We start from the raw sequence: 26,136 nt of genomic DNA on the forward strand, positions 1-26,136 counted from the left end.
TGGTACCCCGCCGGATCCCGGCCCATGCGCCCGCGGTCGCCGCCCGGTCCGCGCCCCTCGAAGGCGGAGCGCGGCGCTCCGCCCGCGCTGTCCCCCAGCCGATCGGCGGCGCTCCGATCACTCGCCCGCGGTCGTCGCTCGGCTCGCGGCGCTCATCAGAGGTAGAGGCCGGTGTTCTCCTGGGTGGCCGGTGCGTGGCTGACGACGCCGTCGCGGAGGGCGAAGAGCTCGGCGAGGGTCGCGCCGGAGGGGGAGAGCCCTTCGGTGGTGCCGAGCCAGCGGGCGGCCTCGTCGTGGGGGAAGGCGCCGACCTCGATCTGGGCGAGGCAGCGGCCCGGACGGGTGACGGCAGGGTGGAGGTGGGCGAGGGCTTCGTTGGTGGTGATGGCCACCAGGACGTCACGGCCCTGGCCGAGGAGCCCGTCGGTCAGGTTGAGAAGGCGCGACAGACCCTGCCCGGTGGCCTCCTTGGCGCCGGACCTGATCAGCTCGTCGCAGTCCTCCAGCACCAGGAGCCGCCACCGATCCCCGCTGTCGCCTCCGTCGTGGTCATGGTCGTCGGAGCCGACGGCGACCTCCATGAGGTATCCGGGAGAGTGGAACAGCTGCTCGGGGTCCAGCACGCAGTCGACCTGGCACCACGACCGCCACTCGTGGGCGAGCGTGCGCAGCAGCGTCGTCTTGCCGGTGCCCGGCGGCCCGTGCAGCAGGATCAGCCGGCCGTGTGCCTCCGAGGGGGTGACGGACATCAGCCGCGACAGCGGTTCGCTCACGGACCTGGCGTAGTTGCCGGAGACCCCCGCCCAGGGAGCGGCGGTGATCGGCTTCTCCGAGCGGCGGCTGCCCCGGGGCCCCTGCCACCAGAAGCCCATCGTGACGTGGTCGCTCTCGGGGGCGGGCTCCTCGGCGTCCCTCGTGATCTCCTCGATCACCGAGCGGGCCAGTCCTTCGTCGACCGCGGTCACGCTGACCGTGGCGGCGCGGTTGCGGTAGCGGACCACGCGCAGGGTCCAGCCCTCTCCGCACAGCAGCCGCGAGTCACGACCGTCCTTCTCCGAGGCCGCACGGACGAGCGTTCCCGAGGCGGGGGCAAGAGAGGCGTCGGGACGGACCCGCTCCAGGTTCGCGGTGCGCGACCAGGGCTGGGCCCCGGTCGCGAAGGGGGACAACGCGAGGGCGTCGATCACGTCCACCGCCGCGTCGCCGTCGTCGAGCCAGATCTTCATCGGCAGCTCGACCGGGCGCGGCTCGGGCTGGAAGTCGACCTCCTTGAGTACGGACATGGCGCCAATGATCCTCGTGGGGCGCCCTCCGGTCGAAGGGTTTTCGCACCGGACTCAGGAGGCCGCCGGGGAAGCAGGGGCCTCGGGGGCGGTGCGAAGCAGGGCGTCGACCAAAGGGCTCGGCGGGCGGGTGAGCGGACCGGTGAGGACGAGGGCGCGGGTCAGGGACGGCTTCAGCGGGATCATGACTAGCCCGGGGGTGAGGAGACCGCGGCCGAGGTCGGGAACCGTCGAGACGCCGATGCCCGCGGCGATCATTCCGATGAGCGTGCCGAGCTCGCGCACATGCTGGACAGGGGCGTAGGGGACACCCGCCAGGGAACACAGAAGGCGGGTCTGCGGCTCGCAGCCCCCCTTGGAGACGAGCAGCGGATCCTCCGTCAACTCGGCCATCGTGACGTGTTCCTGGCCGGCGAGGGGGTGGTCGGTGCGGACCACGGCGTGGAAGGCGTCGCGGCCCACCACCACATGCGCGGGAGGAGGAGGCAGCGGATCGACAAGGACGGCGGCGTCGACGACTCCGGTCTCCAGCCAGGGAGACAGCTCGTCGTCGTCGCCCTCGAAGACCTGCACCTCGACACCGGGGAGTTCCGCGCGCCACGTCCGCATGAGCTGGGGGAGCAGCCCGCAGCAGACCGTGGGCGGGGCGGCGACGCGGACGACTCCGGTGTGCTGTCCCAGGTGTGCGGAGACGGCCTCGTCGATGGCGGAGACCGAGGCGAGCGCCGCCTGGGCGTGCGGCAGGATCGTCATCCCCAGGGCGGTGGGCCCCACGCCTCCGTGTCGCAGCACCAGCGGTGCGCCGAGAGCGCGCTCAAGTGCGGCGAGCGCGTGGGAGACCGCCGACTGGGACATGCCCAGCTCCTCGGCGGCCGCGCCGAAGCCACCGTTCGCGATCACAGCGGCGAAGACTCGGAGCTGCGCGACCGTGGCCCTCATGAGGACATCTCATCACACTGCTGGGGCAACTCATTGGACACATGCTCAGAGCCTGATGAGACTGCTCCGGTGACCCGTGAAAGAACCCTCCCGGCATCTCCGCAGGTGCGGGTGGCCGACGCCGCGCCGCTCCCGGCGAGCAGGTCCGTGCTCGCCCGATATCTCGCGCTCGCCCTGACCTGGGGGGCGAGCTTTCTGTTCATCAAGGTCGCCCTCACCGGCCTGTCTCCCGTCCAGACGGTGCTGGGTCGTCTCACGCTGGGAGCACTCACCCTCAATGCGATCATGCTGGTCACCCGCCGGAGATGGCCGAGGCAGCCGAGACTCTGGGCGCACCTGGGGGTGGTCGCGCTGCTGCTGTGCGTGGTGCCGTTCCTGATGTTCGCCTGGGCCGGGCAGCACATCCCCTCGGGGCTCTCCAGCATCTACAACGCCACGACGCCGCTGATGACGATGTTCGTGACCCTGGCCGCGGTCCGCCAAGAGCGCCTGAACGCGGCCGGCGTGCTCGGCCTGCTGCTGGGCGCGGCCGGTGTCGTCGTCGTCCTGGCCCCGTGGAACCTGAGCGAGGCCGGTCCCGGATGGGCGCAGGCGGCCTGCCTGGGGGCGACGTTCTGCTACGGCCTGGCCTTCGCCTACACGCGGCGCTTCGTGGTCTCCTACGGCCACGACGCCACCACGATCGCCGCCGCCCAGATCAGTGTGGCGGCCCTGGTCATGCTCGCGCTGAGCCCACTGCTGGCAGGCGGTCCGGTGCGCCTGGACCTGCCCGTCGTGGCGAGCATGGCCGCCCTGGGCATCCTGGGTACGGGGCTCGCCTACATCTGGAACACCACGGTCATCGCCCGTTGGGGGGCGACGGCCGCCTCGACGGTGACGTACCTGACCCCGCTGGTGGGGGTCGTCCTCGGGGTGCTCGTCCTGGGTGAGACGCTGACGTGGAATCAGCCGCTGGGCGCGGTGATCGTCGTCATCGGCATCATGACCGGTCAGGGCCTCATCGGCTCCTGGTCAGGTCGCCGGTCTCGGTGACCAGTTCGGGGCCGGGAACGTCCTTCCAGGTGTAGGTCAGGGCGTCACCTTTGCGCTTGAGCCACACGGTGCCGGGGACGCAGCCGGTGCCGGAGCCGAGGGTGAAGGTCAACTCCTCGGCGGTGACCTTGGTCAGGGTGATCCGCCCCTTGCAGCCGTTGACCGGTTCCGCCCACTCGGCTCCGTCGTCGCCCTTTCTGAGCGTGACCTCGATCCGCTTCTCACCGGGGGAGAACGGGTTGGTGGAGGTGACGCCGTCACCGGCCCACGCTCCGGCGAAGGAGGCGGGGATCTCGACCCCGTTCCCCGGCGGGGCCGACCTCTCGGTGCCGGAGGGCTCCGGAGTGGACGGGGCCTCGCTCCCGGACGGCGACGACGAGGGCGGCGGGGCGGACGGTGTCGTCCGGCCGGAACCGTCGACGCCGGTCTCGGGGGTGCTCGGAATCAGCCGGGCGGCGACCCCCGCGGCGATCAGCAGCGACACCGCGACGAGGGCCGCGCCGGTGACGACGCCCCGCCGGCCACGGCGGGATTCCTGGGTCGTGAGCGCCGACCGTCCCGGAGGGGCGGCGATCCGGCTGCCGATCCTGGCGAGGTCCTCGGTGGAGGGGTCGGCGGCGACCGGGTCGACAAGGCCGACCATCAGCGCGCGGGCCGTCGGGCGGCGGGCGGGATCCTTGTCCAGGCAGGAGGCGATCAGCCCCGCGAACGCGGGGGGCAGGGGCGACAGGTCCGGGTGGTGGTTGAGGATCCGGTTCAGCACGGCCGGCACGGTGTCGGCGCCGAAGGGAGGACTGCCGCTCGCCGCGCAGAGCATGGTGGCCGCCCAGCCGAACACGTCGGAGGCGGGCGAGGCGGGAGCCCCGCCGATCTGCTCGGGGGACAGGTAGGCGGGGGTGCCGATCAGGCCGGAGGCGGTCGTGGCCGCGCCCTCCGCCCTCGCGATGCCGAAGTCGACCACTCTGGGGCCGTCGGGGCCGAGCAGCACGTTGGCGGGCTTGAAGTCGCGGTGCACCACCCCGGCGGCGTGGATGGCCGTCAGTGCGGTCGCCGTACCGACCACCAGGCGTTCCAGTTCGCCGCCCCGCAGCGGGCCTCGCTCGCGGATCCTCTCCTCCAGCGAGGGGCCGTCGACGAACTCGCTGACCACGTACGGGAGGGGGCCGTCCACGGAGGCGGTCAGCACGCGCGCCGTGCAGAAGGGTGCGACGCTCTCCAGGGCGGACAGTTCGCGGGCGAGCCGCGCCCGCGACGCGGTGTCGCCGCGGAACAGCACCTTCACCGCCACCTGCTCGCCGCTGGGAGCGTGCGCGAGGTAGACGACGCCCTGGCCGCCCTCACCGACTCTCCCTGCGAGCTGGAACGCGCCGAGCCGAACCGGGTCGTCAGGGGTGAGGGGGGTCACGACCATGGGGGAAGGCTATCCGTCTTGTCGGTGATGTGAAGTGTGATGGGTGAACGGATGACACGGAGGAGAAAGGGGAACCGCCCGGTTCGAGGCTGCGTGCCGGATGCCTGGCTCGCCGGTGATCCACGGCGTTCGCGCCGAGGGGAGAGGAACCTGGAAGAGGGGAACGCGCCCCCACCTCGACGGGGCTCGCCGAGTCTCGCGGACCGGGGGGAAGACGCGGTTTAGGGTGCCCGGCAGGGGTTAGGAGAACGGCTGTTTCGCTACCCGACGACCATCCGGAGCCCTTCCCCCATCACACCGTGACAAGGGATCAATTGGTTTAACAGCCTCATTGGTGCCGTGTCAGCCATTACGCTCCGGTAGGGCAATATCACTCAGACAGTGGAGACGTTTCGTGGCCATCGATCTCGTTACTCGCCGTGAGTGGGGCGCCCGCCAGCCGCGCGGTTCCTACAGCAAGCTCAACTCCACCAAGGGAGTGAAGGTTCATTACACGGGTGGCCAGGTCAGCCCGGACATCGTGAACGACCACGCCAAGTGTGTCGCGTTGGTGAAGTCCATCCAGAGCCACCACATGGACGGCAACGGCTGGATCGATGTCGGATACTCCATGCTGGTCTGTCCGCATCGGAAGGTCTTCGAGGGGCGCGGCGTGCGCAACGTCCCGGCCGCCAACGGCGCCGGGCTCAACAGCGACCACTACGCGGTGCTCGGACTGGTCGGCTCCTCGGGATTCACCAAGCCGACCGACGACATCCTGCACGGCATCCTCGACGCCATCGAATACCTCAGGGACAAGGGCGGAGCGGGCAGGGAGATCAAGGGGCACCGCGACGGCTACTCGACCAGTTGCCCCGGCGAGCCCCTGTACGCGTGGGTCAAGCGCGGCGCCCCCCGCCCCGGCGGGGCTCCCAACCCGCCCGGACCTCATCCCTCCTTCCCCGGCCGCACACTCAAGCAGCCGCCGATCATGCAGGGGGAGGACGTCCGCACCTGGCAGCGGCGGATGCGTGACCGGGGCTGGGCGATCGACGTCGACGGCCTGTACGGCCCCGCCTCCAGTGAGGTCTGCAGGAAGTTCCAGAAGGAGAAGGGCCTCGCCGTCACCGGTGCCGTCGACCGCGCCACCTGGGACGCGGCCTGGGAGGAGCCCGTCACCTGACCGCCGCGTGACCGGCTCCCCGGTGGCGTGCCTCGCCGTCGCCACCGGGCGACGGGTCCTGGGGCCGAACCCCCTGCCCACACCCCCTGTTGACGCCGCACCAGCGCGGATCACGCCGGTCACGAGTCACGCCGAACCCCCTGCCCGCACCCCCTGTTGACCCCAGTGTTGGTATTCGTCCGGGGGGCGGGGGAAGTTCTCGGCGGCGCGACGCTTAGGATCCGGTGCATGACCGTGCCGCCTGAGGAGTCTCGATCGGCCGCCGAGTTCCCACCGGTCACCCGTGACCGGTGGCGGGAGCTGGCGCTCGGGGTGCTGCGCAAGTCCGGGGTCGAGACCGACTCCCCGGAAGAGGCGCTGGCCTTCACCACCTACGACGGCGTGACGATCGCGCCGATCTACGACGCGTCCGACCTGCCAGGTGATCCCGGTCTTCCCGGAGCCGCGCCCTACGTCCGCGGCTCCCGTCCCGAGGGTGGCTGGGAGGTACGGCAGCGCCACGAGGTGCCCGACCCCGAGGCGATCCTCGCGGACCTGGAGAACGGCGTCGACTCGCTGTGGCTCGCCCTCGACCCGGAGGATCTGCCACGCGCGCTGGAGCGGGTCCACCTGAACCTGATCTCGGTCACGCTCGACGCGGGCAAGCGGACCCGCGAGGCGGCAATGGCGCTTTTCGCACTGGCCGGGGAGCGGGAAGCCTCGGCGCCGCGCGGCGCCGAGGCCGCAGCGCCCGGCGGCGGGCCGGGAACGGTGGTGTCCGGCGACGGACCGGGGGCGGTCTCCGGTGCCACCGGCCACGCGGCCGATGGCGGACCGGGGAGGCTCACGGGGAACCTGGGCGCCGACGTCCTCGCCGACGCGGACACGGCGATCGAGCTGGCCCGCCGCTGCGTCGAGGACCATCCGGGCCTTCGGGCGGTGGTCGTGGACGCCACGCCGTACCACGACGCGGGGGGCGGCGACGCCGAGGAGCTCGGCTGCTCCGTCGCGGCGGGGGTCGCCGCGCTGCGTGCCCTGACCGGTGCGGGCCTCACGATGGAGCAGGCGTTCGGGCAGCTGGAGTTCCGCTACGCCGCCACCGCCGACCAGTTCCTCACCATCGCCAAGCTCAGGGCCGCCCGCAGGCTCTGGGCGCGCGTCGCCGAGGTGTGCGGCGTCCTGGGCGCGGCGCAGCGACAGCACGCGGTGACCGGTTCGGCCATGATGACCGCCCGCGACCCGTGGGTGAACATGCTCCGTACCACGCTCGCCTGCTTCGCGGCCGGTACCGGCGGGGCCGACGCGGTGACGGTGCAGCCCTTCGACGCCCGCCTCGGCCTGCCGGACGCCTTCGCCCGCCGCATCGCGCGCAACACCCAGTCGCTGCTCGTGGAGGAGGCCGGTGTGGCCCGGGTGATCGACCCGGCCGGGGGCTCCTGGTACGTCGAGCGGCTCACCGAGGACCTCGCGGTCAGAGCCTGGGAGTGGTTCCAGGAGATCGAGCGTGTCGGGGGTATGGCCGACGCCCTCGCCTCCGGGTTCGTCGCGGGACGGCTCGCGGCCACCTGGGAGCGGCGTGCGGCCGGAATCGCGAGGCGCCGCGACCCGATCACCGGCGTCAGCGAGTTCCCCGACCTGGCCGAGCGGCCTCTCAGCAGGGAGGCCGGGCCCAGCGGGAGCACCGGGGTGCACTACGCGCAGGAGTTCGAGGCGCTGCGCGATCTGGCCGACGCCCAGGAGACCCGGCCCAAGGTCTTCCTGGCGACCATCGGCCCGGTGGCCTCGCACACCGCGAGGGCGTCGTTCGCGGCCAACCTGTTCCAGGCGGGCGGTATCGCCACCGTGACCGGCGGCGCCGTCACGGATCCCGGCGAGATCGCCGCCGCGTTCGCCGCCTCCGGGGCGAAGATCGCCTGCCTGTGCTCCAGTGACCGGCTGTACGCCGGGCACGCCGAGGCGGTGGCCGCCGCGCTGAGGAGTGCGGGGGCGGTAAAGGTGTGGCTGGCGGGGAAGGGAGATTACGAGGGTGTGGACGGCGATCTCTACGCGGGATGTGACGCGCTCGGCGTGCTCCGGACGACCTTCGACGATCTGGGGGTGGCTCGATGATTCCCGACTTCTCCGGCATTGAGCTCGGTGCGCGGGCGGCGGCCCCCGGCGAGCACCCGGCGGACCTCGCGGCTCCGGATCCCGGCCTGGAGGACTGGGCGCGATCCGTTCGGGAGGCCACCGGGAGCGATCCCGGGGACCTGCTGTGGGAGACGCCGGAGGGCATCGGCGTCAAGCCCCTCTACACCGCCGCCGACCTGGCCGGGCTCGACTTCCTGGAGACCTACCCCGGCGCGGTCCCCTACCTGCGCGGCCCGTACCCGACCATGTACGTCAACCAGCCGTGGACCATCCGCCAGTACGCCGGATTCTCCACCGCGGCCGAGTCCAACGCCTTCTACCGGCGCAACCTGGCCGCCGGGCAGAAGGGCCTGTCGGTCGCCTTCGACCTGGCCACCCACCGGGGCTACGACTCCGACCACCCCCGCGTGGCCGGGGACGTCGGCATGGCGGGCGTGGCCATCGACTCCATCTACGACATGCGGCAGCTGTTCGACGGGATCCCCCTCGACAGGATGAGCGTGTCGATGACCATGAACGGCGCGGTGTTGCCCGTACTCGCGCTCTACGTCGTGGCCGCCGAGGAGCAGGGGGTGGCCCCCGAGCAGCTCGCGGGGACCATCCAGAACGACATCCTCAAGGAGTTCATGGTCCGCAACACCTACATCTACCCGCCGACCCCCTCGATGCGGATCATCTCCGACATCTTCGCGTACACCAGCGAGAAGATGCCGAAGTTCAACTCGATCTCGATCTCCGGCTACCACATCCAGGAGGCCGGGGCCACGTGTGACCTGGAGCTCGCCTACACCCTCGCCGACGGGGTGGAGTATCTCCGGGCCGGCGTCGAGGCGGGCCTGGACATCGACAGGTTCGCGCCACGCCTGTCGTTCTTCTGGTGCATCGGCATGAACTTCTTCATGGAGGTCGCCAAGCTGCGGGCGGCGCGGCTGCTCTGGGCGCGGCTGGTGTCCGGGTTCGGGGCGAAGAATCCGAGGTCGCTCTCGCTGCGGACCCATTCACAGACCTCCGGCTGGTCGCTCACCGCCCAGGACGTCTACAACAACGTCGTCCGCACCTGCGTGGAGGCGATGGCCGCCACCCAGGGGCACACCCAGTCGCTGCACACCAACGCCCTCGACGAGGCGCTCGCACTGCCCACCGACTTCTCCGCCCGGATCGCCCGCAACACCCAGCTGCTGCTCCAGCAGGAGTCGGGCACCTGCCGGGTGATCGACCCCTGGGGCGGCTCCTACTACGTCGAGCGGCTCACCCACGAGCTGGCCTCCAGGGCGTGGGGCCACATCGAGGAGGTCGAGGCCGCCGGGGGTATGGCGAGGGCGATCGACCAGGGCCTGCCGAAGCTGCGCATCGAGGAGGCCGCCGCCCGCACCCAGGCGCGCATCGACTCCGGACGCCAGCCGGTCATCGGCGTGAACAAGTACCGGCCGGACGCCGACGAGCCCATCGAGGTGCTCAAGGTCGACAACACCTCGGTACGCGCCCAGCAGCTGGAGAAGCTGCGCCGCCTGCGCGAGGAGCGCGATCCCATCCGGGTGGAGGAAGCTCTCACCGCGCTTACGAAGGGCGCGGCGAGCGACGGGAACCTCCTCGCGCTGTCGATCGAGGCGGCCCGCGCCATGGCCACGGTCGGGGAGATCTCCGACGCGCTGGAGCGGGTCTTCGGGCGGCACGCGGCGCAGATCCGTACGATCACCGGGGTCTATCGCGAGGAGGTGGGATCCGGCGTGGACGGAGTTCGCGCGGCCTGCGCCGAGTTCGAGCGACTGGAGGGCCGCCGTCCCCGCATCCTGGTGGCGAAGATGGGCCAGGACGGTCACGACCGGGGCCAGAAGGTGATCGCGACGGCCTTCGCCGACCTCGGCTTCGACGTGGACGTCGGCCCGCTGTTCCAGACGCCCGACGAGGTCGCCCGCCAGGCGGTCGAGGCCGACGTGCACGTGGTCGGCGTGAACTCGCTCGCCGCCGGGCACCTCACGCTCGTGCCCGCGCTCCGCGAGGCGCTGGCCGCGCTGGGCGCGGAGGACGTCATGATCGTGGTCGGCGGGGTCATCCCGCCCGGTGACTTCGACGCGCTGCGCGCGGCGGGGGCGAGCGCGATCTTCCCGCCCGGCACCGTGATCGCCGACGCCGCCCGGGGACTGCTGGCGGACCTGCTCACCCGGCTGGGCCATGACGCGAACGCTTGACGACTACGTTCAGGGAGTGAAGGAGGGGTCCAGGGCCTGGATCGCGCGGGCGATCACGCTGGTGGAGTCCTCCAGGGCCGATCACAGGGACCTGGCCCAGCGGCTGCTCGCCGAGCTGACCCCGCTCTCCGGCGCCGCGCGCAGGGTCGGTATCACCGGCGTGCCCGGTGTCGGCAAGTCCACGTTCATCGACGCGCTCGGCACCCGGCTGACCGGGGAGGGGCGCCGGGTGGCGGTGCTCGCCGTCGACCCGTCCTCGACGCGTACGGGCGGGAGCATCCTGGGCGACAAGACGAGGATGTCCCGCCTGGCGGTCGACCCGGCCGCCTTCATCCGCCCCTCGCCCACCTCGGGCACCCTGGGCGGGGTCACCAGGGCGACCCGCGAGGCGATGGTCGTGGTCGAGGCCGCCGGATACGACGTCGTCCTCGTGGAGACCGTCGGCGTCGGCCAGTCGGAGACCGCCGTGGCCGACATGGTCGACACCTTCCTGCTGCTCACCCTGGCCAGGACGGGAGACCAGCTCCAGGGCATCAAGAAGGGGGTGCTGGAGCTGGCCGACGTGATCGCGATCAACAAGGCCGACGGCGCCGAGGGCAGCTCCTACGAGCTGGACGCGCGCAAGGCCGCGAGGGAGCTCGCGGGAGCGCTTCGCCTGCTGGGCGCGGGGCGGACGCCCCCGGTGCTCACCTGCAGCGGGCTGACCGGCAAGGGGCTGGACGAGCTGTGGCGGCAGGTCGTCCACCATCGCGACACCCTGGAGGCCTCGGGGGAGCTCGCCGAGCGCCGTCGCCGCCAGCAGGTCCGCTGGACCTGGGCGCTGATCACCGACAGGTTGCTCACCCGGCTCCGTGAGCACCCCGAGGTCGCGGCGATCGTCGGCCAGGTGGAGTGCGAGGTTCAGGAGGGTGTCCTCACCCCGTCGCTGGCCGCTGACCGCATCCTCGCGGCCTTCGCCAAGGGCGCCTGAGCGCTCGGGAAGTCTGACGGCTCGGGGCTGAGGGCCCGCCGTCACACTGCGTAACGCCAGGTCATCGCATGATTGGCGGCTGATCCACTAATTAAGCGCTCATGTTAAGCGCGTGTTAACAGCGCATGTTAACGAGGATCACGCCCGAAAGTGGTGAGCTTTATATGCTATACACCCTTGATCACTTCTGGTGAGTCATGTGATACTTTGTGCGAAGATTAACTAATGTTGTGATGTGATGCGCTTTAGCGTGTAAAACACAGAATGAGACAGGCGAGGAGGCTCGGAGCGTCCCAGGTGGATTGTCGGCCGAGCGGTCCTGTTCCGTTGGCTGACCAGTCCTGATTCGCGCCCCGGGTGGGAACGGGACACGTGGGGTGTCCCCGTTTTCGAACACCGCCGCGCTCACCCGCGCGGGCGGTTGTCTCGTGCTGCGCGAATTCACGTCACGCGAGGTGGGAGATGTTTGCCTATGTCCATGGACGTGCACGTCCGTGCCGGTCGCCGGGCGAGATCCGTTCCGATGCGTCGAGCCCTGCCCAAGCTTCTCCGCGAACCGGCGGGGGCTCTCGCCGGGTTCGCACGGGAGGCGCGAGGTGAGATCGTCCGGCTGGAGTTGGGGCCCTTTCGCCCCTATCTGATCACACATCCCGATCACGTCCAGCAGGTGATGCGCATCGAATGGGCGAAACACCAGCGCCTGGGAATGTTCTGGCGCCCTCTGGAGCGGCTTTTCGGGCACAGCATCATGAGCGACGGCGAACACTGGCAGAACAGCAGGAAGGTCCTGCAACCCCTGTTCACCACGCGGTACATCGCCACGATCGCCGATGAGGTGTCCAGGCGCGTCGCGGGGCGCGTCGAGGAATGGGACGAGTACGTGCGGTCGGGGCAGGACTTCGACGCGGCCACGGAGATGTCCAGGATCCTCAGCTACATCGTCAACCGGGTGCTGTTCGGGGACAAGTTGAACCGGGAGGACGGGGAACGCATTATCCCCGCCTTCGAACAGGCGTCCTATTCGCTTGTCTACCGGATTCTCATGCCTTTCATGCCGTATTTCATGCGGATACCCGGTGACAAGACCTTTCTGCGGGCCGTCCAGTCGATCGACGACGTGGTGTTTCCGGTGGTGAGAAAGGCGATGGCCCAGCCCGACGACAACGTCGACGTCATCTCCGTGCTCTGCCGGTCCGTCGACGAGAACGGTGACAGACTCACCGAGAAGCAGATCCGCGACGCGCTGGTCAGCGTGTACGCCGCCTCGTCGGAGACCACCGCGATGGTCCTCACCTGGCTGTGGCTGCTCCTTGAGGAGCACCCGGACGTGGAGGCCAAGCTCCGGGCGGAGATCGACGAGGTGGTGGGCGAGGGTCCGGCCGTCCCCGAGGACATCCCCCGTCTCGTCTACACGCGCATGGTCCTGCAGGAGACACTCCGCCTGTACCCGGCGGGCTGGTTTCTCCCCCGCAAGGTCATGGAGGACACGGAGATCGGCGGCATCCGGATCAAGGCCGGATCGTCGGTGCTGGTCACCCCGTACGCCACGCAGCGACTGGAGGAGTTCTGGGAGCGCCCGGAGGAGTTCGACCCCGAGCGGTTCGCGCCCAGCAGGTCCGGGAGCGAGGAGCGCAGGCACAGATACTCCTACTTCCCCTTCGGCGGCGGCCCGCACAGGTGCCTGGGCGAGCCCCTGTTCTACATCGAGGCGCCGCTCCTCGTCGCGAGCATCCTCAGCCGGTTCCGCATGTCGGTGCGCACCCCGGGGCCGTTCGACACCGGCTGGGCCGCCTCGTTGCGTCCCCGGAAGAAGGTCTCGCTGGGCGTGTCCTTCAACGGACGTGACCGGAGCGGGGTCCTGCGATGACGCTACCGCCCGACTCGGACGTCCGGCCCGATTCCTGGCTCCGCTCCAATCCGGACGTCCGGCCAGATCCCGGTGCACGGCTCGATTCCGGCGTCCGGGGGGACGCCAGGGAGGCGGGGGCGATCTGCGCCCGCGCCGGGCGGTCCCAGCGGGACATGCGCGAGTGGGCGGAGACCTATCCCGGCCTGTTCTCCGCCAAGCCGTTCGACGCGGCCCTGTACAGCACGCTCTCACTGGCCATGGCGTTCGGCGGCCCCTGGTTCGGCGCCGAGCAGTTGCGGATGGCGAACAAGGTCTCCCTCTGGGCGTTCGGCCTGGACTGGCTCGTCGACTACGTCGCCACCTCGCTGCCCGAGGTGCGGGCCATCGCCCGGAGGTGCCTGGACGTGGCGGACGGGGCCTCGCCGGTCCCCGATGACGACCTGACCCGCATGCTCGGCGACATCCGCGACGAGCTCGCGGCCTCGCCCGCGTTCCCCGAACTCGGGCCGGTCTGGCGCGACGAGCTGGAGCGCATGCTGGACGGGATGCTCACGGAGTGGCGCTGGAAGACCGACAAGGTCACGCCGACCTACGAGGAGTACCTCGGCAACGCCGACAACCTCGGCTTCTCCTACGCGTTCGCGGCCCACTGGATCCACGTCACGGGCCCCGGCGCGGTCGCGGACGTCGACGCGCTGCGTGAGGCGGGCTGGGCGGTGCAACGGGTCATCCGCCTTCTCAACGACCTGGGCACCTACGAGCGGGACGTCGCCTGGGGAGATCTCAACGTCCTGCTGCTCGGTGTCGGCCGCGCCGAGGTGGAACAGCGGATCGCCGGGCTCGCCGCCCGGAGCCGGGAGCTCATCGCCCCGCTACGGACCGCCCACCCGGAGCTGGCGGGCTACATGGAACGCCAGATGGACTTCTGCGCGGGTTTCTACCAGGTCGGAGACTACTGGGGGACGTTGTGAGGGGCGACGGCCTGCTGACCATCACGGAACCGGGCACCGAGGCCGGCACCGGGATCCGTACGGAGGATCACGCGGGGATCGCCGCCGGGATCGACGTGGTCGCCGAGGCGCGCGAGCTGGTCGCCGGACTGTCGGCCGAGCCCTGGGGGCAGGTGTCCGCCTCCCCGTACGAGACCGGCCGGGTGGTGAGCCTGGCGCCGTGGCTGGCAGGGCACGCCACCCGGGTCGAGTTCCTGCTCGACACCCAGCGGCCGGACGGTAGCTGGGGGCGTTCCGGCGACCACGCCCTCGTCCCCACTCTGAGCGCGGTCGAGGCGCTCCTGGTCGAACTCGGGCGCGAAGGCTCCTCCGACCGCGCCCTCCTCGCCAAGGCCGTGGAACGCGGGCTGGAGGCCATCGGGAACCGGTCCTTCCAGGCCGGCTGGCCGCCGGACACGCCCGCGATCGAGCTCATCGTCGCCTCCCTGTTCGCCCTGATCGACGGTCACCTCGACGGGGAGGGGCCGCAACCGCCCCCGGGCACGGGCGGCGCCAAGCTGACGGCCGTCAGGGCGTGGCTGATGTCGGGCGCGCCGATCCCGCAGAAACTGGTCCATGCCCTCGAGGTCGCGGGCCCGGAGGCGATAGCCGCCTCGGGAATCCTTCCCACGCCGATGCCCGGCGGGATGGCGGCCGTGGGAGCCTCACCCGGGGCGAGCGCGGCCTGGCTGGCCTCGCCGCCCGAGCCAGGGCCCCGGCCCGGAGCCGAGGTCGCACCCGGGACCGAAGCCGGAGCCGAGGAGCGCGCGGCACGCAGGGCGCGTGACGAGACGGCCGTACGGCGGTATCTGGAGGCCGTCGTGGCCTCCTCAGGCGGTCCCATGCCGTGCACCCTGCCCATCGCCGTGTTCGAGCGCGGCTGGACGCTGAGCTGGCTGCGGCGTGCGGGGATCCCGCTGGACGTGCCGCCGCAACTGGTCGCGAGCCTGCGGGACGGCCTCGGCCCCGAAGGGATCGCCACGGGGCCCGGCCTGCCCGCGGACGCCGACACCACCTCCGTCGCCCTGTACGCGCTCGCGCTGCTCGACGAGCCGCGCGAGCCGGAGGGGCTGTGGTCGTTCGAGCTGGAGACCCACTTCTGCACCTGGCGGGGGGAGGAGGGGATGTCCCCGACGACCAACGCGCATGTGCTCGACGCCTTCGGTGAATACCTGCGCCGCCGTGAGGGAGAGCCTCGCCACGCGGCCGTCGTCGCGAAGCTGGCGGCATGGCTGCGTGACCGCCAGGAGGCGGACGGCAGCTGGACGGACCGCTGGCACGTCTCTCCGTACTACGCCACGGCCTGCTGCGCGATCGCGCTGCGCGAGTTCGGCGGCGGGGAGTCGGCGGGCGCGGTGGGCGGTGCCGTGGACTGGGTGCTCGCCACCCAGCGCGGGAACGGGTCGTGGGGCCGATGGGAGGGCACCGCGGAGGAGACCGCCTACGCGCTGCAGATCCTGCTGCTGACCGACGCCGCGCGGGACAGGCGGTGGCGACAGGCCGTGGAACGTGGATACCGACACCTGCTGGCCGCCCGTGACGGCGAGGCGCCCTCGCTCTGGGTCGACAAGGACCTGTATCTGCCGGTGGCGATCGTCAGGGCGGCTGTTCTGGGCGCGCTTCACCTGGCGCGACGCGCGCTCACCATTCCCGAGGACAACCCGTATTGAGAATTGACCGTGAATTCAAAACAGGACACAAGGGTGCATCCACTCTGTCCGTCTTGAGGGTTTATAGGGACATTGCTAAGGTTCGGCGGGTGTGATGCGGGATGCCCCGCTGATCCCAGCGATGTGGCGACTGTTTGACCTGTTTGACCAGGATGTGTCAACTGCCACGAAAAATGCCGTCTATCTTTTCTGTTTCCCGGGGTGGATACCATGCGCTTGCGTAACGCGAGCTTGCGGACCAAGGTCACGGCACTTCTGGTGTCGCTCACCGCGCTCTGGGCGTTCACGGCATGGGTGACGGTCCGTGACGGTTTGAACATGTTGGGCGTGGCGACTCTCAACACCGAGGTGGCCGACCCGAGCGAGCGGCTCATCGTCGAACTGCAGGCCGAGCGGCGGCTGACCGCGATCACCCTAGGCTCGGTCAGCGCGGAACGCCAACGGCGCGAGGCGATGACCGCCCAGCGAAAGCGCACCGACGCCGCCGACGCGAACTTCAGGGAACTCACCGGCGGCAGCGGGGTGGAACTGCTGGGAAGTCCCGCCCTGCACCGCCGCATCGGCGAGACCCAGCGGTTGCTGGACGGGTTGCCCGCCGCGCGCAAGGCGATCGACGCCGGCCGGGTCAACCGGACCTGGGCGGCCGCGGAAATCACCGGCATCGTCGACTCGATCTTCCGTGTCTATGACTCGCTGGCCACGCTGGACGACGAGGAACTCGCCAAGGACACCCGCACGCTCATCGCGATGAACCGGGCCAGGGACATGCTCTCCCAGGAGGACGCCCTGGTGATGGGCGCCCTGACCGGGGGCAAGTTCTCCGAAGGAGAGCTGGTCAGGTTCACGCAGATGGTCGGCACGCGGCGCTTCCTCACCGAACAGGCGGTGGCCGAACTGCCCCCGGCCGACCAGGAGGCCCACAAGCGGATGGTCGCCGGCGAGCAGTTCACCCGACTGCGCGTCATGGAGAACCAGCTGATCGAGGACCCGAACGTGGTGTCGGCCGGAGTGATCGACGTCACGCGGTGGAGCTCTGACGCCCAGCCCGCACAGGTCAAGTTCACGCAGGCCGTGCTCACGGCCGGCAGCGGAGTGGTCGAGCGGTCGGGTCCGGTCGCCGTCGGTGTCATCGTGCGGCTCGCGCTCGCCGGCGGCCTGGGCCTGGTGGCGGTCATCGCCTCGGTCGTCCTGGCCATCACCACGGCCCGCGCCCTGGTACAGCAGCTGGAGAAACTGCGGGCCGCCGCCTGGGAACTCGCCAACGAGCGGCTGCCCGCCGTGGTCGAGCGGATCGGCCACGGCCAGGTGGTGGACGTCGCGGCCGAGGCGCCCCCCCTCAAGTTCGGAGACGACCAGATCGGGCAGGTCGGCCAGGCGTTCAACGCCGTGCAGCGGACCGCCATCAAGGTCGCCGCGGAGCAGGCGCAGCTGCGCCGCGACATCGCCGACATCCTGCGCAACCTCGCCCGCCGCACCCAGTCGCTGGTGCACCGCCAGCTGAGCGTGCTCGACGTGATGGAACGGCGCGAGAACGATCCTCAGGAACTGCGCGACCTGTTCAGGCTCGACCACCTCGCGACCCGCATGCGCCGCTACGCGGAGAACCTCCTCGTGCTCTCCGGCGCGGCTCCGGGCCGCGCCTGGCGCGACGCGGTCCCGATGATCGACGTGGTCCGCGGCTCCCTCGCCGAGATCGAGGACTACACCCGGGTCGACGTGATGCCCCTGGGCGAGGTCTCGCTGGACGGCAGGGCCGTCAGCGACGTCATCCACCTGATCGCCGAACTCGTCGAGAACGCCGCCTCCTTCTCCCCGCCCTACACGACGGTGCAGGTCGGCGGATACCTCGTCGCCCACGGCTACGCGCTGGAGATCGAGGACCGGGGCCTGGGCATGAGCGCCGCGGACATCGCGGAGGCGAACGAGCGGATCGCGAACCCGCCGGAGCTCAAGCTCTCCGGCAACGCCCGCCTGGGCCTGTACGTCGTCAGCCGCCTGGCCGAACGGCACGACATCCGGGTCACCTTCAAATCCTCCCCGTACGGCGGCACGACCGTCGTCGTCCTCATCCCGCAGGACCTGATCAACGAGGAGGACCAGGGGGCCTCCGTCGGCGTCGGCGTGCCGCAGGCGCGCCCGGCGAGCAGCACCGAGATGAACGGCGCCACCTCCGCGGTCGCCGCGGTCCGCGGCCGGGTGGGCGACCCCCTGGGCATCGCCGGAGTCCCCGCGCAGGCCGAACAGGCGCCTTCGGGACGGCATTCCGCGGGTCCCGCGCCCGGGGAGGAAATCGCCGATCCGACGTTTCCCGGTCGCTTCGCCGATCCCTCGGCACTGAGGTGGTCGCCGGAGACCGGAACGCCCGGCCACCTGCCCGACTTCGCCGCCCCGGGAACTCAGGTCTCGCAGGGCGCCCCCGCGGGCGAAGGCCCCGACGACTCCGGCGCCCACGCGCGTCCCGGCGGCTCCGGGAGCTCGCTGCCGCCCGTGCTGCCCCCGCCCGACAGCAGTCACACGCCGGGCGGTCTCCCGAGGCGCGTTCCCCAGACCCACCTCGCCGCCCCCCTGCAGGAGGACGAGCCCGTGGCCCCGCAGTCTCCGGCCGACGACGCCGACGACGAGCGCTCGCCGGAGACGATCCGCGCGGCCATGTCGTCCTTCCAGGCGGGTACGCGACGAGGCCGCGACGACGCCGCCCAACTGCTCGACCGCGAAGGCGATCCCGTGGGCGAAGGCGGGTCCGCCGTGTGACCCCAGTGAACGATCTCAGATTGCGGGTGCCGGGCAGGCGCCGATGAGCTGCCACGAACCGGCGAGGGAACGCCGGCGGGCGGAAGGAGAGGACAACGAAGTGGTGCAGGGAACAGGGTCTTTCACGGACCTGGCCTGGTTGCTGGACGACCTGGTCTCGCGGGTGGAGGAAGCTCAGCACGGCATCGTGTTCTCCACCGACGGCCTGCTGCTGGCCGCCTCGGCGGGCTTCTCCCCGGCCGACGCCGAGCATCTGGCCGCCGTCGGATCGGCGATCCAGAGCCTTGGCAGGGGAGTCAGCGACCGGGTCGGTGGCGGGCCGATGCGCCAGACCATCATCGAGATGCGGACGGCGTACCTGATCGTCACCGCCGCGGGGCAGGGAGCCTGCCTCGCGGTGTTCTGCAGCGCCGAGGCCGACGTCGGCCTGGTGGCCTACGAGATGGCCATGCTCGTCACCCGCGTGGGCCAGTACCTCACCTCGCCGACCAGAACGGCCGACTCCTCCAGGGCCGACTCCTTCAGGGGCGACGGCCTACGATGAGCATCTTCGACGAGCAGCCAGAGTCCCAGTGGGTCGGCGACGAGGCGGGGCCGATCGTCAGGCCGTACGTCCTGACGCGCGGCAGGACCGAACCGGGTCGCGGCAGGTTCGACCTCATCACCCTGGTGGTGACCATCCGGCAGGTCTCGTCGAGGGAGCCAGGACTGGAGCCGGAAAGTCAGGCCATCGTCCGGCTCTGCCTGCAGCCCCAGTCGGTCGCGGAGATCGCGGCCCATATGAACCTTCCGGCAGGCACGGTCCGTGTCCTGCTCAGCGACCTGCTCGATCAGGGATTCATCGCCATGCAAGAACCGCATTCGGAGACGGACATGCACGACGAGAGGTTGTACAGGGCGGTGCTCGATGGACTCCGTGCGCTCTAGCCGCGACGCCGGACGCGTGAAGCTGCCCAAGGCGATCAAGATCCTGGTCGCCGGTGGATTCGGCGCGGGCAAGACGACGCTGGTCGGCGCGGTCTCCGAGATAGAGCCGCTGCGCACCGAGGAGACCCTGAGCAACCGGGGTATCGGTGTCGACGACCTGCTGGGCGTGGAGGCCAAGCAGACCACCACGGTCGCGATGGACTTCGGCCGTATCACCATCGGTGACGACTACCGCCTCTACCTGTTCGGCACGCCCGGCCAGGAGCGTTTCTGGTTCCTCTGGGACGAGCTCGCGCTGGGCGCGCTGGGCGCGGTGGTGCTCGCCGACACCCGCAGGCTCGCCGACTGCTTTCCCTCGCTCGACTACTTCGAGCGGCGCGAGACGCCCTTCATCGTCGCGGTCAACTGCTTCGACGGGGCCCGCAAGTACGAGCTCGACGAGGTCAGGCTCGGGCTCACCCTCCACCAGGACATCCCGATCGTGCTGTGCGACGCCAGGCAGCGGGAGTCGGGCAAGAAAGTGCTCATCACCCTTGTCGAGCACGCGATGCGGACGCGGCTGGGCGCGGTCTCCTCACAGGCGGACGCCGAACCCGCCACGGGGCAGGCAGCGACCCGCTGACAGCGGCGGACCCTTCCGGGGACCGCCTGGCCTGACGACAGGCGGCGGGACCCGGGTGGCTCCCCGGATCGCGGGTCAGCGGGAACATGCGAGGCTTGTCGGCATGAACCGCCTCTCCCAGGTCGACCTGTCACAGAAGCTCTCCAAGAAGGACGCCTCCGAGCGCCTCGACGCCGCTCTGGACCACCTACTCCGCCTGCGCCTCACACTCGGCGGCCAGGTCGGTGAGCAGCGCATCGGCCCGCCGCTGTGCGTGGTCTTCGAGGGGTGGGACGCCTCGGGCAAGGGAGGGGCCATCAAACGGCTGGTGCGCCCACTTGACCCGCGCCACGTCCGCGTCGCCCAGTTCGCCGCGCCGACATACGACGAGAAGCGCCACCACTTCTTGTGGCGGTTCTGGCCGGTCCTGCCCGGCTGGGGCGGTATGGCCGTGCTCGACCGCTCCTGGTACGGCCGGGTGCTGGTGGAGCGCGTCGAGGGCTTCGCCACCGAGGAGCAGTGGTCCCGCGCGTACGGGGAGATCGTGGAGTTCGAGCGGACCCTCGCCGCCGAAGGCATGATCATGGTCAAATTCTGGATGCACGTCTCCGAGGAGGAGCAGCTCAGGCGTTTCCAGGACCGGGCGGGCGACCCGCTGCGGGTGTGGAAACTCACCGACGAGGACTGGCGCAACCGAGAGAAGCGCCCGCAGTACGAGGCCGCGGTGGAGGAGATGCTCGCCCGCACCGACCACCCCAAGGCGCCGTGGCACGTGGTCCCCGGCGACGACAAGCGCCTGGCCCGCGTCACGGTCGTGGAGACCGTCTGCGCCGCGATCGAGGCCGAACTCACCACCAGAGGCCACGAGCCGGTGATCTCCTCCGCGGTGGGGGCGGCCGCGGACGAATGACGTGTGAGAAGTACGGGAGCGGCGAAGACGCCCCGGGCCCCGGGCACCGGGCAGAATCGAATGGCCGTCCGTTCGTTCGTCATCACCGCTCGTCGTGAGCGGTTCGTCGTGGCGGGTGGGTCGTGGCGGTTCGTCATGGCTTTTCTTCATCGCAGGAGGGTGCGGCGCATGCGGTTGGGGTCGCGGCTGAGCAGGCTGGACCGGCGGGTGTTCGCCATGGTGGCGGGCGCGAGGTTGCCCGGTCTCGAACGCGTCGTCCCCGCGTTGTCACGCGCGGCCGACAACTCGCTCCTGTGGGCCGGAGTGGCGGGGGCGCTGGCGGTCAGCGGGCGACGGCCACTGCGCCGGGCCGCGACCAGGGGACTGCTCGCGGTCAGCCTCGCCAGTCCGTTGGTCAACCTGGTCGGCAAGCAGGCCTTCGGCAGGAACAGGCCGTCGGCGGAAGGGCTCCCGCTCGCCCGGCTGATCAAGATGCCCGCCTCGGCGTCGTTCCCCTCAGGTCACTCCGCCACGGCCGGAGCCTTCGCCGCGGCCGTGGCACTGGAGGCGCCACGCGTGGTCGCTGTCCCCGTCGCGCTCCTCGCGGCGGCCGTCTGTTTCTCCCGCGTCTACACCGGAGTGCACTACCCCGGCGACGTGCTCGCCGGAGCCGGGATCGGTGTGGCGGCGGGGCTGCTCACCCGCCGCATCTGGCCCGACGCCGGTGAGGCGGGCCAGGCGCGCGCCGCCCTCACGGCGCCGTCCGCGCGACTCGACCCCGACGGCGAGGGGGCGATCGCCGTGGTCGACGGCTCCGCCGACGCCGTCGCGGGAACGGCCGAGGCGTTGCGCGTGGCCTTCCCCCGGGCCGAGGTCGTCGAGGTGGCGCCGGGCGACGACCTCGGGGCCGCCGTGCGGGACGCCGCCTCGCGGGCCAAGGTGCTCGCGGTGGCCGGGGGAGACACCGTGGTCAACCTGGCGGCCCAGGAGGCGGTGGGCGGGGCGACCCCGCTGCTGGTCGTCCCCGCGAGCGTGCACGGCCACTTCGCCCGCGCGCTCGGGGTGGAGAGCTCACAGGAGGCCGTGACGGCCTACCACAGCGGCGACCTCGTCGCCGTCGACGTCGGCGAGGTCGCGGGCCGGACGTTCGTCAACACCGCCAGCGTGGGCGTCTACCCGGCGCTGGTGGAGCGTGGGGAGCGAAGGCAGAGCCGGATCGGTAAGTGGCCCGCGCTGTTCTGGGCGATGGCCGAGGCGCTCGGGCCGGGGGGCGCGCGCCCCGTCGAACTCGTCGTGGACGGTGTGCCCCGGCGCGTCTGGATGGTGTTCGTGGGCAACTGCCGCTACGAGGAGCGCGGCGGAGCCCCCTCCAGACGGCAGCGTCTGGAGGACGGCCTGCTGGACATCCGCGTGCTCGCCGCCGCCGACCGGCTGCCCAGGCTGCGGGTGTTCCTCAGCCTGCTGGCGGGACGGGTGAAGCTGTCACGCCACTACCAGCAGTGGCAGGCCGACACGCTGCGCGTCTCCGCACCTTCGGGACGGCTGCCACTGGCGTGCGACGGCGAGACGTTCACGGTCACGGGAGAGGTGGAGTTCACCAAGCGTCCGCGGTCGCTTCTCGTGATCCGGCCGTCCGGCTGATCCCCGTGACGTACCGGCTCGGGGGCGGGACGTCGCCGGCCGCGATCCGCCGTTGCCGGGATCGACCCTCGTCAGCCGATGGCCGGTGGTGAACCGGCAGGTGACCTCGTCGGGGATTGCCGGTCGCCGGACACCGTTTGACGCACAGTGATCGATCCGGCAATAGTTGTGCGGGTGACTTCCCCCCGTTTGCTCGCCTGTGCCGTGGTCACCCTGCTGACCCTCACCGCCTGCACCTCGTCCCCGGATGATCCCGTGGTCGGCCCGGCCACCGCGGGTGGCACCGTGGGAACGGGAACGGCGGAAACGGGACAGGGAGCCGGCGGCCAGATCTCCCTGCCCGCCGTCGTGACGCTCACGCCCGATGAGTACCGGGCCGAGTTGGAGCAGGCGCGCGGCCCGGTGCGTGAAGCGGTGAAGAAGCTCGCCGCGACCGGCGGGCTGAAGACCCTCGGCAAGCAGTTGCAGAAGACCTCCGGAGCGGTGGAGGCCGCGGTGACCCGGCTCTCCGCCCTCGCCCCTCCCGCCGAGGTGAAGGTCCAGCACGACAGCTATGTCGAGGCCCTGGGCCGGCTGCGCACCTCCTTCGACACCGCCCGCCAGGATGCGGAGGACCAGCGGGTGTGCACCGGCCCGGCCGTGCTGACCGGCATGGCCCAGGCGAACCAGCTGTCCGACGTGGAAGACGTCGCCAAGGAGCTGAGCGGTTATCCGGCGAGCGTCATCCCGGTCAAGGCGGCCAAGAAGCGTAATCGCCGACTGTCCAACGGCAGGTTCATCGCCTCCGAAGGACGTCCTGGCCGCGCCTTCCTCGAACTGCGCAACGGCACCAGGCAGGACGCCGTCGTCGTCCTGGTGCGCGGGAAGAAGAAGGCCGTCACCGTGTACGTCCGCAGGAAGTCCAACTTCAAGATCCAGGGTGTGCGGGACGGCAGCTACAAGATCTACTACACCCTCGGCGAGGACTGGGACGCGAAGGCCAAGACCTTCACCCGGTCGTGCAACTTCGAGCAGTTCGGCAAGTCCGTGCGGTTCAGGACCGTCAACACCGGGACCCAGATCCGCTGGACCAACTGGACGATCACCCTGCACGCCGTGACCGGGGGCACCGTGAAGCCCAAGAAGGTCAAGCCGGGCGACTTCCCCGCCTGAGGTTTTCTCCTGCGCCGCCCTGACGCCTCTCCTCTTGGGCGGCCGAGGGCACGGGGGCGTACTTCTCTCGGGACGCGAGGGCGCCGAGGCCGTGAAAACCGCGACCTCATGACGAGGTCGCGGTGTCGCCTCAGCGGATATCAGGTCGAGAAGAGCATCCCGACCCAGCTGCGCTGGCGGTGGTGGCCGTAGTGGCCGTGACGCTGTGCACCCCAGGCGGGAGCGCCGTAGCCGGGAGCACCATGCATGGGAGGCGGCGGGGGCGGCGGCGGAGCTGCGTGGGACTGCGACCACTGGCTTTCCATGCGGGTCAGCGTCTCGAGCTCGCCGTAGTCCAGGAAGATTCCGCGACAGCTCTCACACTGGTCGATGTGGACGCCGTTGCGCTCATAGGTGCGCATGGCGCCCCGACACTTGGGGCACTGCATCTGGCTGGTCTCCTTGTTCTGGCGTGGTAACGAGTAACCACAACCTACTGCGGCACACTATTGCAGGCGCTTCGATGCCGGACAATCCTCAGGCAGGACTCGACGAGCACCTCCTCCACCTCGTCCAGCGGACGCCCCGCCCGCCCCGCGGCTGCCACCGCGGTGGCAGCGAGTTGCACGGTCATCGCCTGCGCCGGTGTCTCCAGCCGTTCCCACGGGTCGCCGTCCGGTCCGGCGGCGACCCCGCCCGCGGCGCGGTAGGCCCCGAGGAAGCGGTACCACACGTCGGGCTCCAGCAGTCCGGCCGCGAACCAGGCGGCGGGCCTGGACAGGTCCCATGCCTGGTCACCGATGCCGAGGTCGTCGATGTCGATGAGGATCCACTCGTCCGGCGCGCGGACCATCTGGCCCATGTGCCAGTCGCCGTGGGTCAGACCGGGAGCCGTCGTATCGGGGAGGTGCGCGCCGGGTGAGGGGAGAAAGGGCAGGCAGGTGAAGGCACGGCGCACCGCCAGTTCGGCGGCGGAGCGGTCGCCCAGGCGGGCGACGGTCGAGGCCACCCGCGCCGGTCCGCCCGCGGCCCGCAGCGGAGGCAGCGCCCGCGCCGGTACGGCGTGCAGCCGCGCCAGCAGCCGGGCGGCGGCCTCCCAGGGGGCCGCGTCCGGATCCGCGTGGTCCACCGGTGTACCGGCCGGCCAGACGGTGACCAGCCGGTCCCCGGCGGTCATGACCTCCTCGGTCACCGGTTGGAGGATGATCCCTCGCAGTGCCGGGTGCGCGGTGGCCCGCATCCGCTCCACCAGCGGTTCCCGCTCCGCGCCCGGCGCGTGCGCCTTGACCACGACGGAACCGGCCCGCACGATGATCACGTCCGGTCTGGTCGGCAGGACCGTGCCGGGCACACCGCCGTATCCGGCGGCGATCCCAAGTAGTTCGTCGATCGGATCCTCGCTGTCCACCCGGCAAGTGAACCACCGGTCAAAGGCTCCGCGCACCGGCGCAATAAAGTGCGAGGTATGAGGATTGGTTTCGCGGTGCCGGTCTCGGGGTCCTGGGCGACGCCGGACAACATGGCGCGGGTCGCCAAGGAGGCCGAAGGGCTCGGCTATCACGAGCTGTGGACCTTCCAGCGCCTTCTCTACCCGCGGGGTCACACCATGGGCCCGACCTATCGCAGCGTGCACGACCCGGTGGTCACGCTCGCCTACCTGGCGGGCCTGACGAGCCGCGTCCGGCTGGGGGTGGCGGTGCTCAACCTGCCGTTCGCCTCGCCCGCGCTGATGGCGAAGCAGTTGGCGAGCCTGCAGGCGGTCTCCGGTGGGCGACTGGACGCGGGGTTCGGCCTGGGGTGGCTGCCCGAGGAGTTCGCCGCCTCAGGAGGGGCGATGGAGCGGCGCGGTCGGCGCGCGGAGGAGTACGTCCCGCTGCTGCGGCGCCTGTGGACGGAGGAGACCGTGGAGCACAGGGGCGAGTTCTACGAGGTGCCCCCGGCGCACCAGGATCCGAAACCGCCCGTCGTGCCGCCGATCCTGCTGGGCGGTTCCGCGGAGGTGGCGCTGAGGCGTGCGGGGCGGCTGGCGGACGGCTGGATCAGTTCGAGCCGGGAGGACCTCGGCGGCATCGGGGAGAGGATCGCCGTCGTCAAGGAGGCGGCGCGTGCCGCAGGGCGCGATCCCGAGGCGCTGCGCTTCGTCACCCGGGGCGTCACCCGGGTCCGTCCCGCGGGAGCGTCCGGCCGCGAGCCGCTGACCGGCTCGTTCGAGGAGATCAGGCGGGACGTCGAGGAACTCGAGGCCAAGGGGGTCACCGAGGTCTTCCACGACCTCAACTTCGACCCGGAGATCGGATCGCCCGACGCCGACCCCGAGGTGTCGATGCGCAGGGCGCTGGAGGCGCTGGAGGCACTCGCGCCCTGAGCGGGAGTTCGGTCCCGCGTACGGGGAGCCGGGCGGCGAACGGAGCCGGTGGGCCGGGTGGCGGCCTCCCAGGGGCCGCGGCGGGCCGCGTGGCGGCCGGAGGTCTCGCGTGGCCGGTCTTTTCACCTTCGAGATGCCCGGATGTACGGGTCTGGTGACGCGGGATCGGCCCGGTCCTGTCATCCTTGGTTCCGATACGTACCCGGCGGGAACACGGGAACAGAGGAG

21 protein-coding genes are annotated in these 26,136 nt (G+C 71.0%); 16 read left to right on the forward strand and 5 right to left on the reverse strand.

Annotated features, from left to right (window positions below):
- Window positions 1–155 precede the first annotated feature (155 nt).
- Together ACIBH4_RS03480 and ACIBH4_RS03485 are read right to left on the reverse strand one after the other, a co-directional pair.
- The gene (locus ACIBH4_RS03480) at window positions 156–1,283 is read right to left on the reverse strand and encodes a DUF5925 domain-containing protein (RefSeq protein WP_362505492.1); all 1,128 of its coding nucleotides are present in this window, start codon (window positions 1,281–1,283) and stop codon (window positions 156–158) included.
- Window positions 1,284–1,337: 54 nt separating this feature from the next.
- Window positions 1,338–2,222, reverse strand: a complete 885-nt coding sequence (locus tag ACIBH4_RS03485; protein ID WP_362505495.1) for a LysR family transcriptional regulator — start codon at window positions 2,220–2,222, stop codon at window positions 1,338–1,340.
- A gap of 69 nt (window positions 2,223–2,291) precedes the next feature.
- On the opposite strand from ACIBH4_RS03485, the gene ACIBH4_RS03490 reads away from it, so the two are divergent.
- Window positions 2,292–3,254 (forward strand): DMT family transporter, encoded by a 963-nt coding sequence (locus ACIBH4_RS03490; RefSeq protein ID WP_362505498.1) that lies wholly within the window; start codon window positions 2,292–2,294, stop codon window positions 3,252–3,254.
- Here the strand turns inward: ACIBH4_RS03490 and ACIBH4_RS03495 are convergent.
- The gene (locus ACIBH4_RS03495; RefSeq protein WP_362765499.1) at window positions 3,220–4,665 is read right to left on the reverse strand and encodes a serine/threonine-protein kinase; all 1,446 of its coding nucleotides are present in this window, start codon (window positions 4,663–4,665) and stop codon (window positions 3,220–3,222) included. The genes ACIBH4_RS03490 and ACIBH4_RS03495 overlap by 35 nt on opposite strands.
- 394 nt (window positions 4,666–5,059) lie before the next feature.
- Between ACIBH4_RS03495 and ACIBH4_RS03500 the strand changes: the two genes are divergently transcribed.
- From ACIBH4_RS03500 to ACIBH4_RS03565, 14 genes are all read left to right on the forward strand, one after another.
- Window positions 5,060–5,827, forward strand: a complete 768-nt coding sequence (locus ACIBH4_RS03500) for an N-acetylmuramoyl-L-alanine amidase (RefSeq protein ID WP_362505504.1) — start codon at window positions 5,060–5,062, stop codon at window positions 5,825–5,827.
- Between the two features lie 228 nt (window positions 5,828–6,055).
- On the forward strand, window positions 6,056–7,915 hold the full coding sequence (locus ACIBH4_RS03505; RefSeq protein WP_362765502.1) for a methylmalonyl-CoA mutase family protein: 1,860 nt from the start codon (window positions 6,056–6,058) through the stop codon (window positions 7,913–7,915).
- Complete coding sequence (gene scpA, locus ACIBH4_RS03510) at window positions 7,912–10,125, forward strand: methylmalonyl-CoA mutase (RefSeq protein ID WP_362765505.1); 2,214 nt, start codon at window positions 7,912–7,914, stop codon at window positions 10,123–10,125. Before ACIBH4_RS03505 ends, scpA begins: the two co-directional genes overlap by 4 nt.
- A complete protein-coding gene (gene meaB, locus ACIBH4_RS03515) occupies window positions 10,109–11,095 on the forward strand; it encodes a methylmalonyl Co-A mutase-associated GTPase MeaB (protein WP_362765508.1) in 987 nt (328 codons plus the stop codon). Before scpA ends, meaB begins: the two co-directional genes overlap by 17 nt.
- A gap of 478 nt (window positions 11,096–11,573) precedes the next feature.
- On the forward strand, window positions 11,574–12,962 hold the full coding sequence (locus tag ACIBH4_RS03520; protein ID WP_362505516.1) for a cytochrome P450: 1,389 nt from the start codon (window positions 11,574–11,576) through the stop codon (window positions 12,960–12,962).
- On the forward strand, window positions 12,959–13,915 hold the full coding sequence (locus ACIBH4_RS03525) for a terpene synthase family protein (RefSeq protein ID WP_362765511.1): 957 nt from the start codon (window positions 12,959–12,961) through the stop codon (window positions 13,913–13,915). The genes ACIBH4_RS03520 and ACIBH4_RS03525 overlap by 4 nt, the downstream gene beginning before the upstream one ends.
- On the forward strand, window positions 13,912–15,603 hold the full coding sequence (locus tag ACIBH4_RS03530; RefSeq protein ID WP_362505523.1) for a prenyltransferase/squalene oxidase repeat-containing protein: 1,692 nt from the start codon (window positions 13,912–13,914) through the stop codon (window positions 15,601–15,603). Before ACIBH4_RS03525 ends, ACIBH4_RS03530 begins: the two co-directional genes overlap by 4 nt.
- Before the next feature lie 210 nt (window positions 15,604–15,813).
- Window positions 15,814–18,354: a nitrate- and nitrite sensing domain-containing protein gene (locus ACIBH4_RS03535; RefSeq protein ID WP_362505526.1), complete on the forward strand. Its 2,541-nt coding sequence runs from the start codon at window positions 15,814–15,816 to the stop codon at window positions 18,352–18,354.
- Between the two features lie 100 nt (window positions 18,355–18,454).
- Entirely contained in the window at window positions 18,455–18,898 is a 444-nt protein-coding gene (locus ACIBH4_RS03540) for a roadblock/LC7 domain-containing protein (RefSeq protein WP_350943732.1), read from the forward strand.
- A complete protein-coding gene (locus ACIBH4_RS03545; RefSeq protein WP_362505529.1) occupies window positions 18,895–19,281 on the forward strand; it encodes a DUF742 domain-containing protein in 387 nt (128 codons plus the stop codon). The genes ACIBH4_RS03540 and ACIBH4_RS03545 overlap by 4 nt, the downstream gene beginning before the upstream one ends.
- The gene (locus ACIBH4_RS03550; protein WP_362505532.1) at window positions 19,262–19,903 is read left to right on the forward strand and encodes an ATP/GTP-binding protein; all 642 of its coding nucleotides are present in this window, start codon (window positions 19,262–19,264) and stop codon (window positions 19,901–19,903) included. The genes ACIBH4_RS03545 and ACIBH4_RS03550 overlap by 20 nt, the downstream gene beginning before the upstream one ends.
- A gap of 103 nt (window positions 19,904–20,006) precedes the next feature.
- Window positions 20,007–20,792 (forward strand): UDP-galactose-lipid carrier transferase, encoded by a 786-nt coding sequence (locus tag ACIBH4_RS03555; RefSeq protein ID WP_362505535.1) that lies wholly within the window; start codon window positions 20,007–20,009, stop codon window positions 20,790–20,792.
- A gap of 168 nt (window positions 20,793–20,960) precedes the next feature.
- Window positions 20,961–22,412: a phosphatase PAP2 family protein gene (locus ACIBH4_RS03560; RefSeq protein ID WP_362505538.1), complete on the forward strand. Its 1,452-nt coding sequence runs from the start codon at window positions 20,961–20,963 to the stop codon at window positions 22,410–22,412.
- 174 nt (window positions 22,413–22,586) lie between these two features.
- Window positions 22,587–23,564 (forward strand): hypothetical protein, encoded by a 978-nt coding sequence (locus ACIBH4_RS03565; protein ID WP_362505541.1) that lies wholly within the window; start codon window positions 22,587–22,589, stop codon window positions 23,562–23,564.
- Between the two features lie 140 nt (window positions 23,565–23,704).
- Here ACIBH4_RS03565 and ACIBH4_RS03570 read toward each other — a convergent pair whose 3' ends face one another.
- Both ACIBH4_RS03570 and ACIBH4_RS03575 read right to left on the reverse strand, forming a co-directional pair.
- Window positions 23,705–23,992 carry a zf-TFIIB domain-containing protein gene (locus tag ACIBH4_RS03570; RefSeq protein ID WP_362505544.1) on the reverse strand — a complete coding sequence of 96 codons (288 nt, stop codon included), beginning with the start codon at window positions 23,990–23,992 and terminating at the stop codon, window positions 23,705–23,707.
- Window positions 23,993–24,036: 44 nt separating this feature from the next.
- A complete protein-coding gene (locus ACIBH4_RS03575) occupies window positions 24,037–24,951 on the reverse strand; it encodes an aminoglycoside phosphotransferase family protein (RefSeq protein ID WP_362505547.1) in 915 nt (304 codons plus the stop codon).
- A 57-nt stretch (window positions 24,952–25,008) separates the two neighbouring features.
- On the opposite strand from ACIBH4_RS03575, the gene ACIBH4_RS03580 reads away from it, so the two are divergent.
- Window positions 25,009–25,908: a TIGR03619 family F420-dependent LLM class oxidoreductase gene (locus tag ACIBH4_RS03580; protein WP_362505550.1), complete on the forward strand. Its 900-nt coding sequence runs from the start codon at window positions 25,009–25,011 to the stop codon at window positions 25,906–25,908.
- Window positions 25,909–26,136: the final 228 nt, after the last annotated feature.

This window comes from Streptosporangium sp. NPDC050284 (assembly GCF_044459525.1).
Classification (GTDB): domain Bacteria; phylum Actinomycetota; class Actinomycetes; order Streptosporangiales; family Streptosporangiaceae; genus Streptosporangium.

Coding starts and splice junctions, on each gene's coding strand:
- ACIBH4_RS03480 (WP_362505492.1), bottom strand. CDS start 1,283: ATGTCCGTACTCAAGGAGGTCGACTTCCAGCCCGAGCCGCGCCCGGTC.
- ACIBH4_RS03485 (WP_362505495.1), bottom strand. CDS start 2,222: ATGAGGGCCACGGTCGCGCAGCTCCGAGTCTTCGCCGCTGTGATCGCG.
- ACIBH4_RS03495 (WP_362765499.1), bottom strand. CDS start 4,665: ATGGTCGTGACCCCCCTCACCCCTGACGACCCGGTTCGGCTCGGCGCG.
- ACIBH4_RS03505 (WP_362765502.1), top strand. CDS start 6,056: ATGACCGTGCCGCCTGAGGAGTCTCGATCGGCCGCCGAGTTCCCACCG.
- scpA (WP_362765505.1), top strand. CDS start 7,912: ATGATTCCCGACTTCTCCGGCATTGAGCTCGGTGCGCGGGCGGCGGCC.
- meaB (WP_362765508.1), top strand. CDS start 10,109: ATGACGCGAACGCTTGACGACTACGTTCAGGGAGTGAAGGAGGGGTCC.
- ACIBH4_RS03520 (WP_362505516.1), top strand. CDS start 11,574: ATGGACGTGCACGTCCGTGCCGGTCGCCGGGCGAGATCCGTTCCGATG.
- ACIBH4_RS03525 (WP_362765511.1), top strand. CDS start 12,959: ATGACGCTACCGCCCGACTCGGACGTCCGGCCCGATTCCTGGCTCCGC.
- ACIBH4_RS03535 (WP_362505526.1), top strand. CDS start 15,814: ATGCGCTTGCGTAACGCGAGCTTGCGGACCAAGGTCACGGCACTTCTG.
- ACIBH4_RS03545 (WP_362505529.1), top strand. CDS start 18,895: ATGAGCATCTTCGACGAGCAGCCAGAGTCCCAGTGGGTCGGCGACGAG.
- ACIBH4_RS03550 (WP_362505532.1), top strand. CDS start 19,262: ATGGACTCCGTGCGCTCTAGCCGCGACGCCGGACGCGTGAAGCTGCCC.
- ACIBH4_RS03555 (WP_362505535.1), top strand. CDS start 20,007: ATGAACCGCCTCTCCCAGGTCGACCTGTCACAGAAGCTCTCCAAGAAG.
- ACIBH4_RS03560 (WP_362505538.1), top strand. CDS start 20,961: ATGCGGTTGGGGTCGCGGCTGAGCAGGCTGGACCGGCGGGTGTTCGCC.
- ACIBH4_RS03570 (WP_362505544.1), bottom strand. CDS start 23,992: ATGCAGTGCCCCAAGTGTCGGGGCGCCATGCGCACCTATGAGCGCAAC.
- ACIBH4_RS03580 (WP_362505550.1), top strand. CDS start 25,009: ATGAGGATTGGTTTCGCGGTGCCGGTCTCGGGGTCCTGGGCGACGCCG.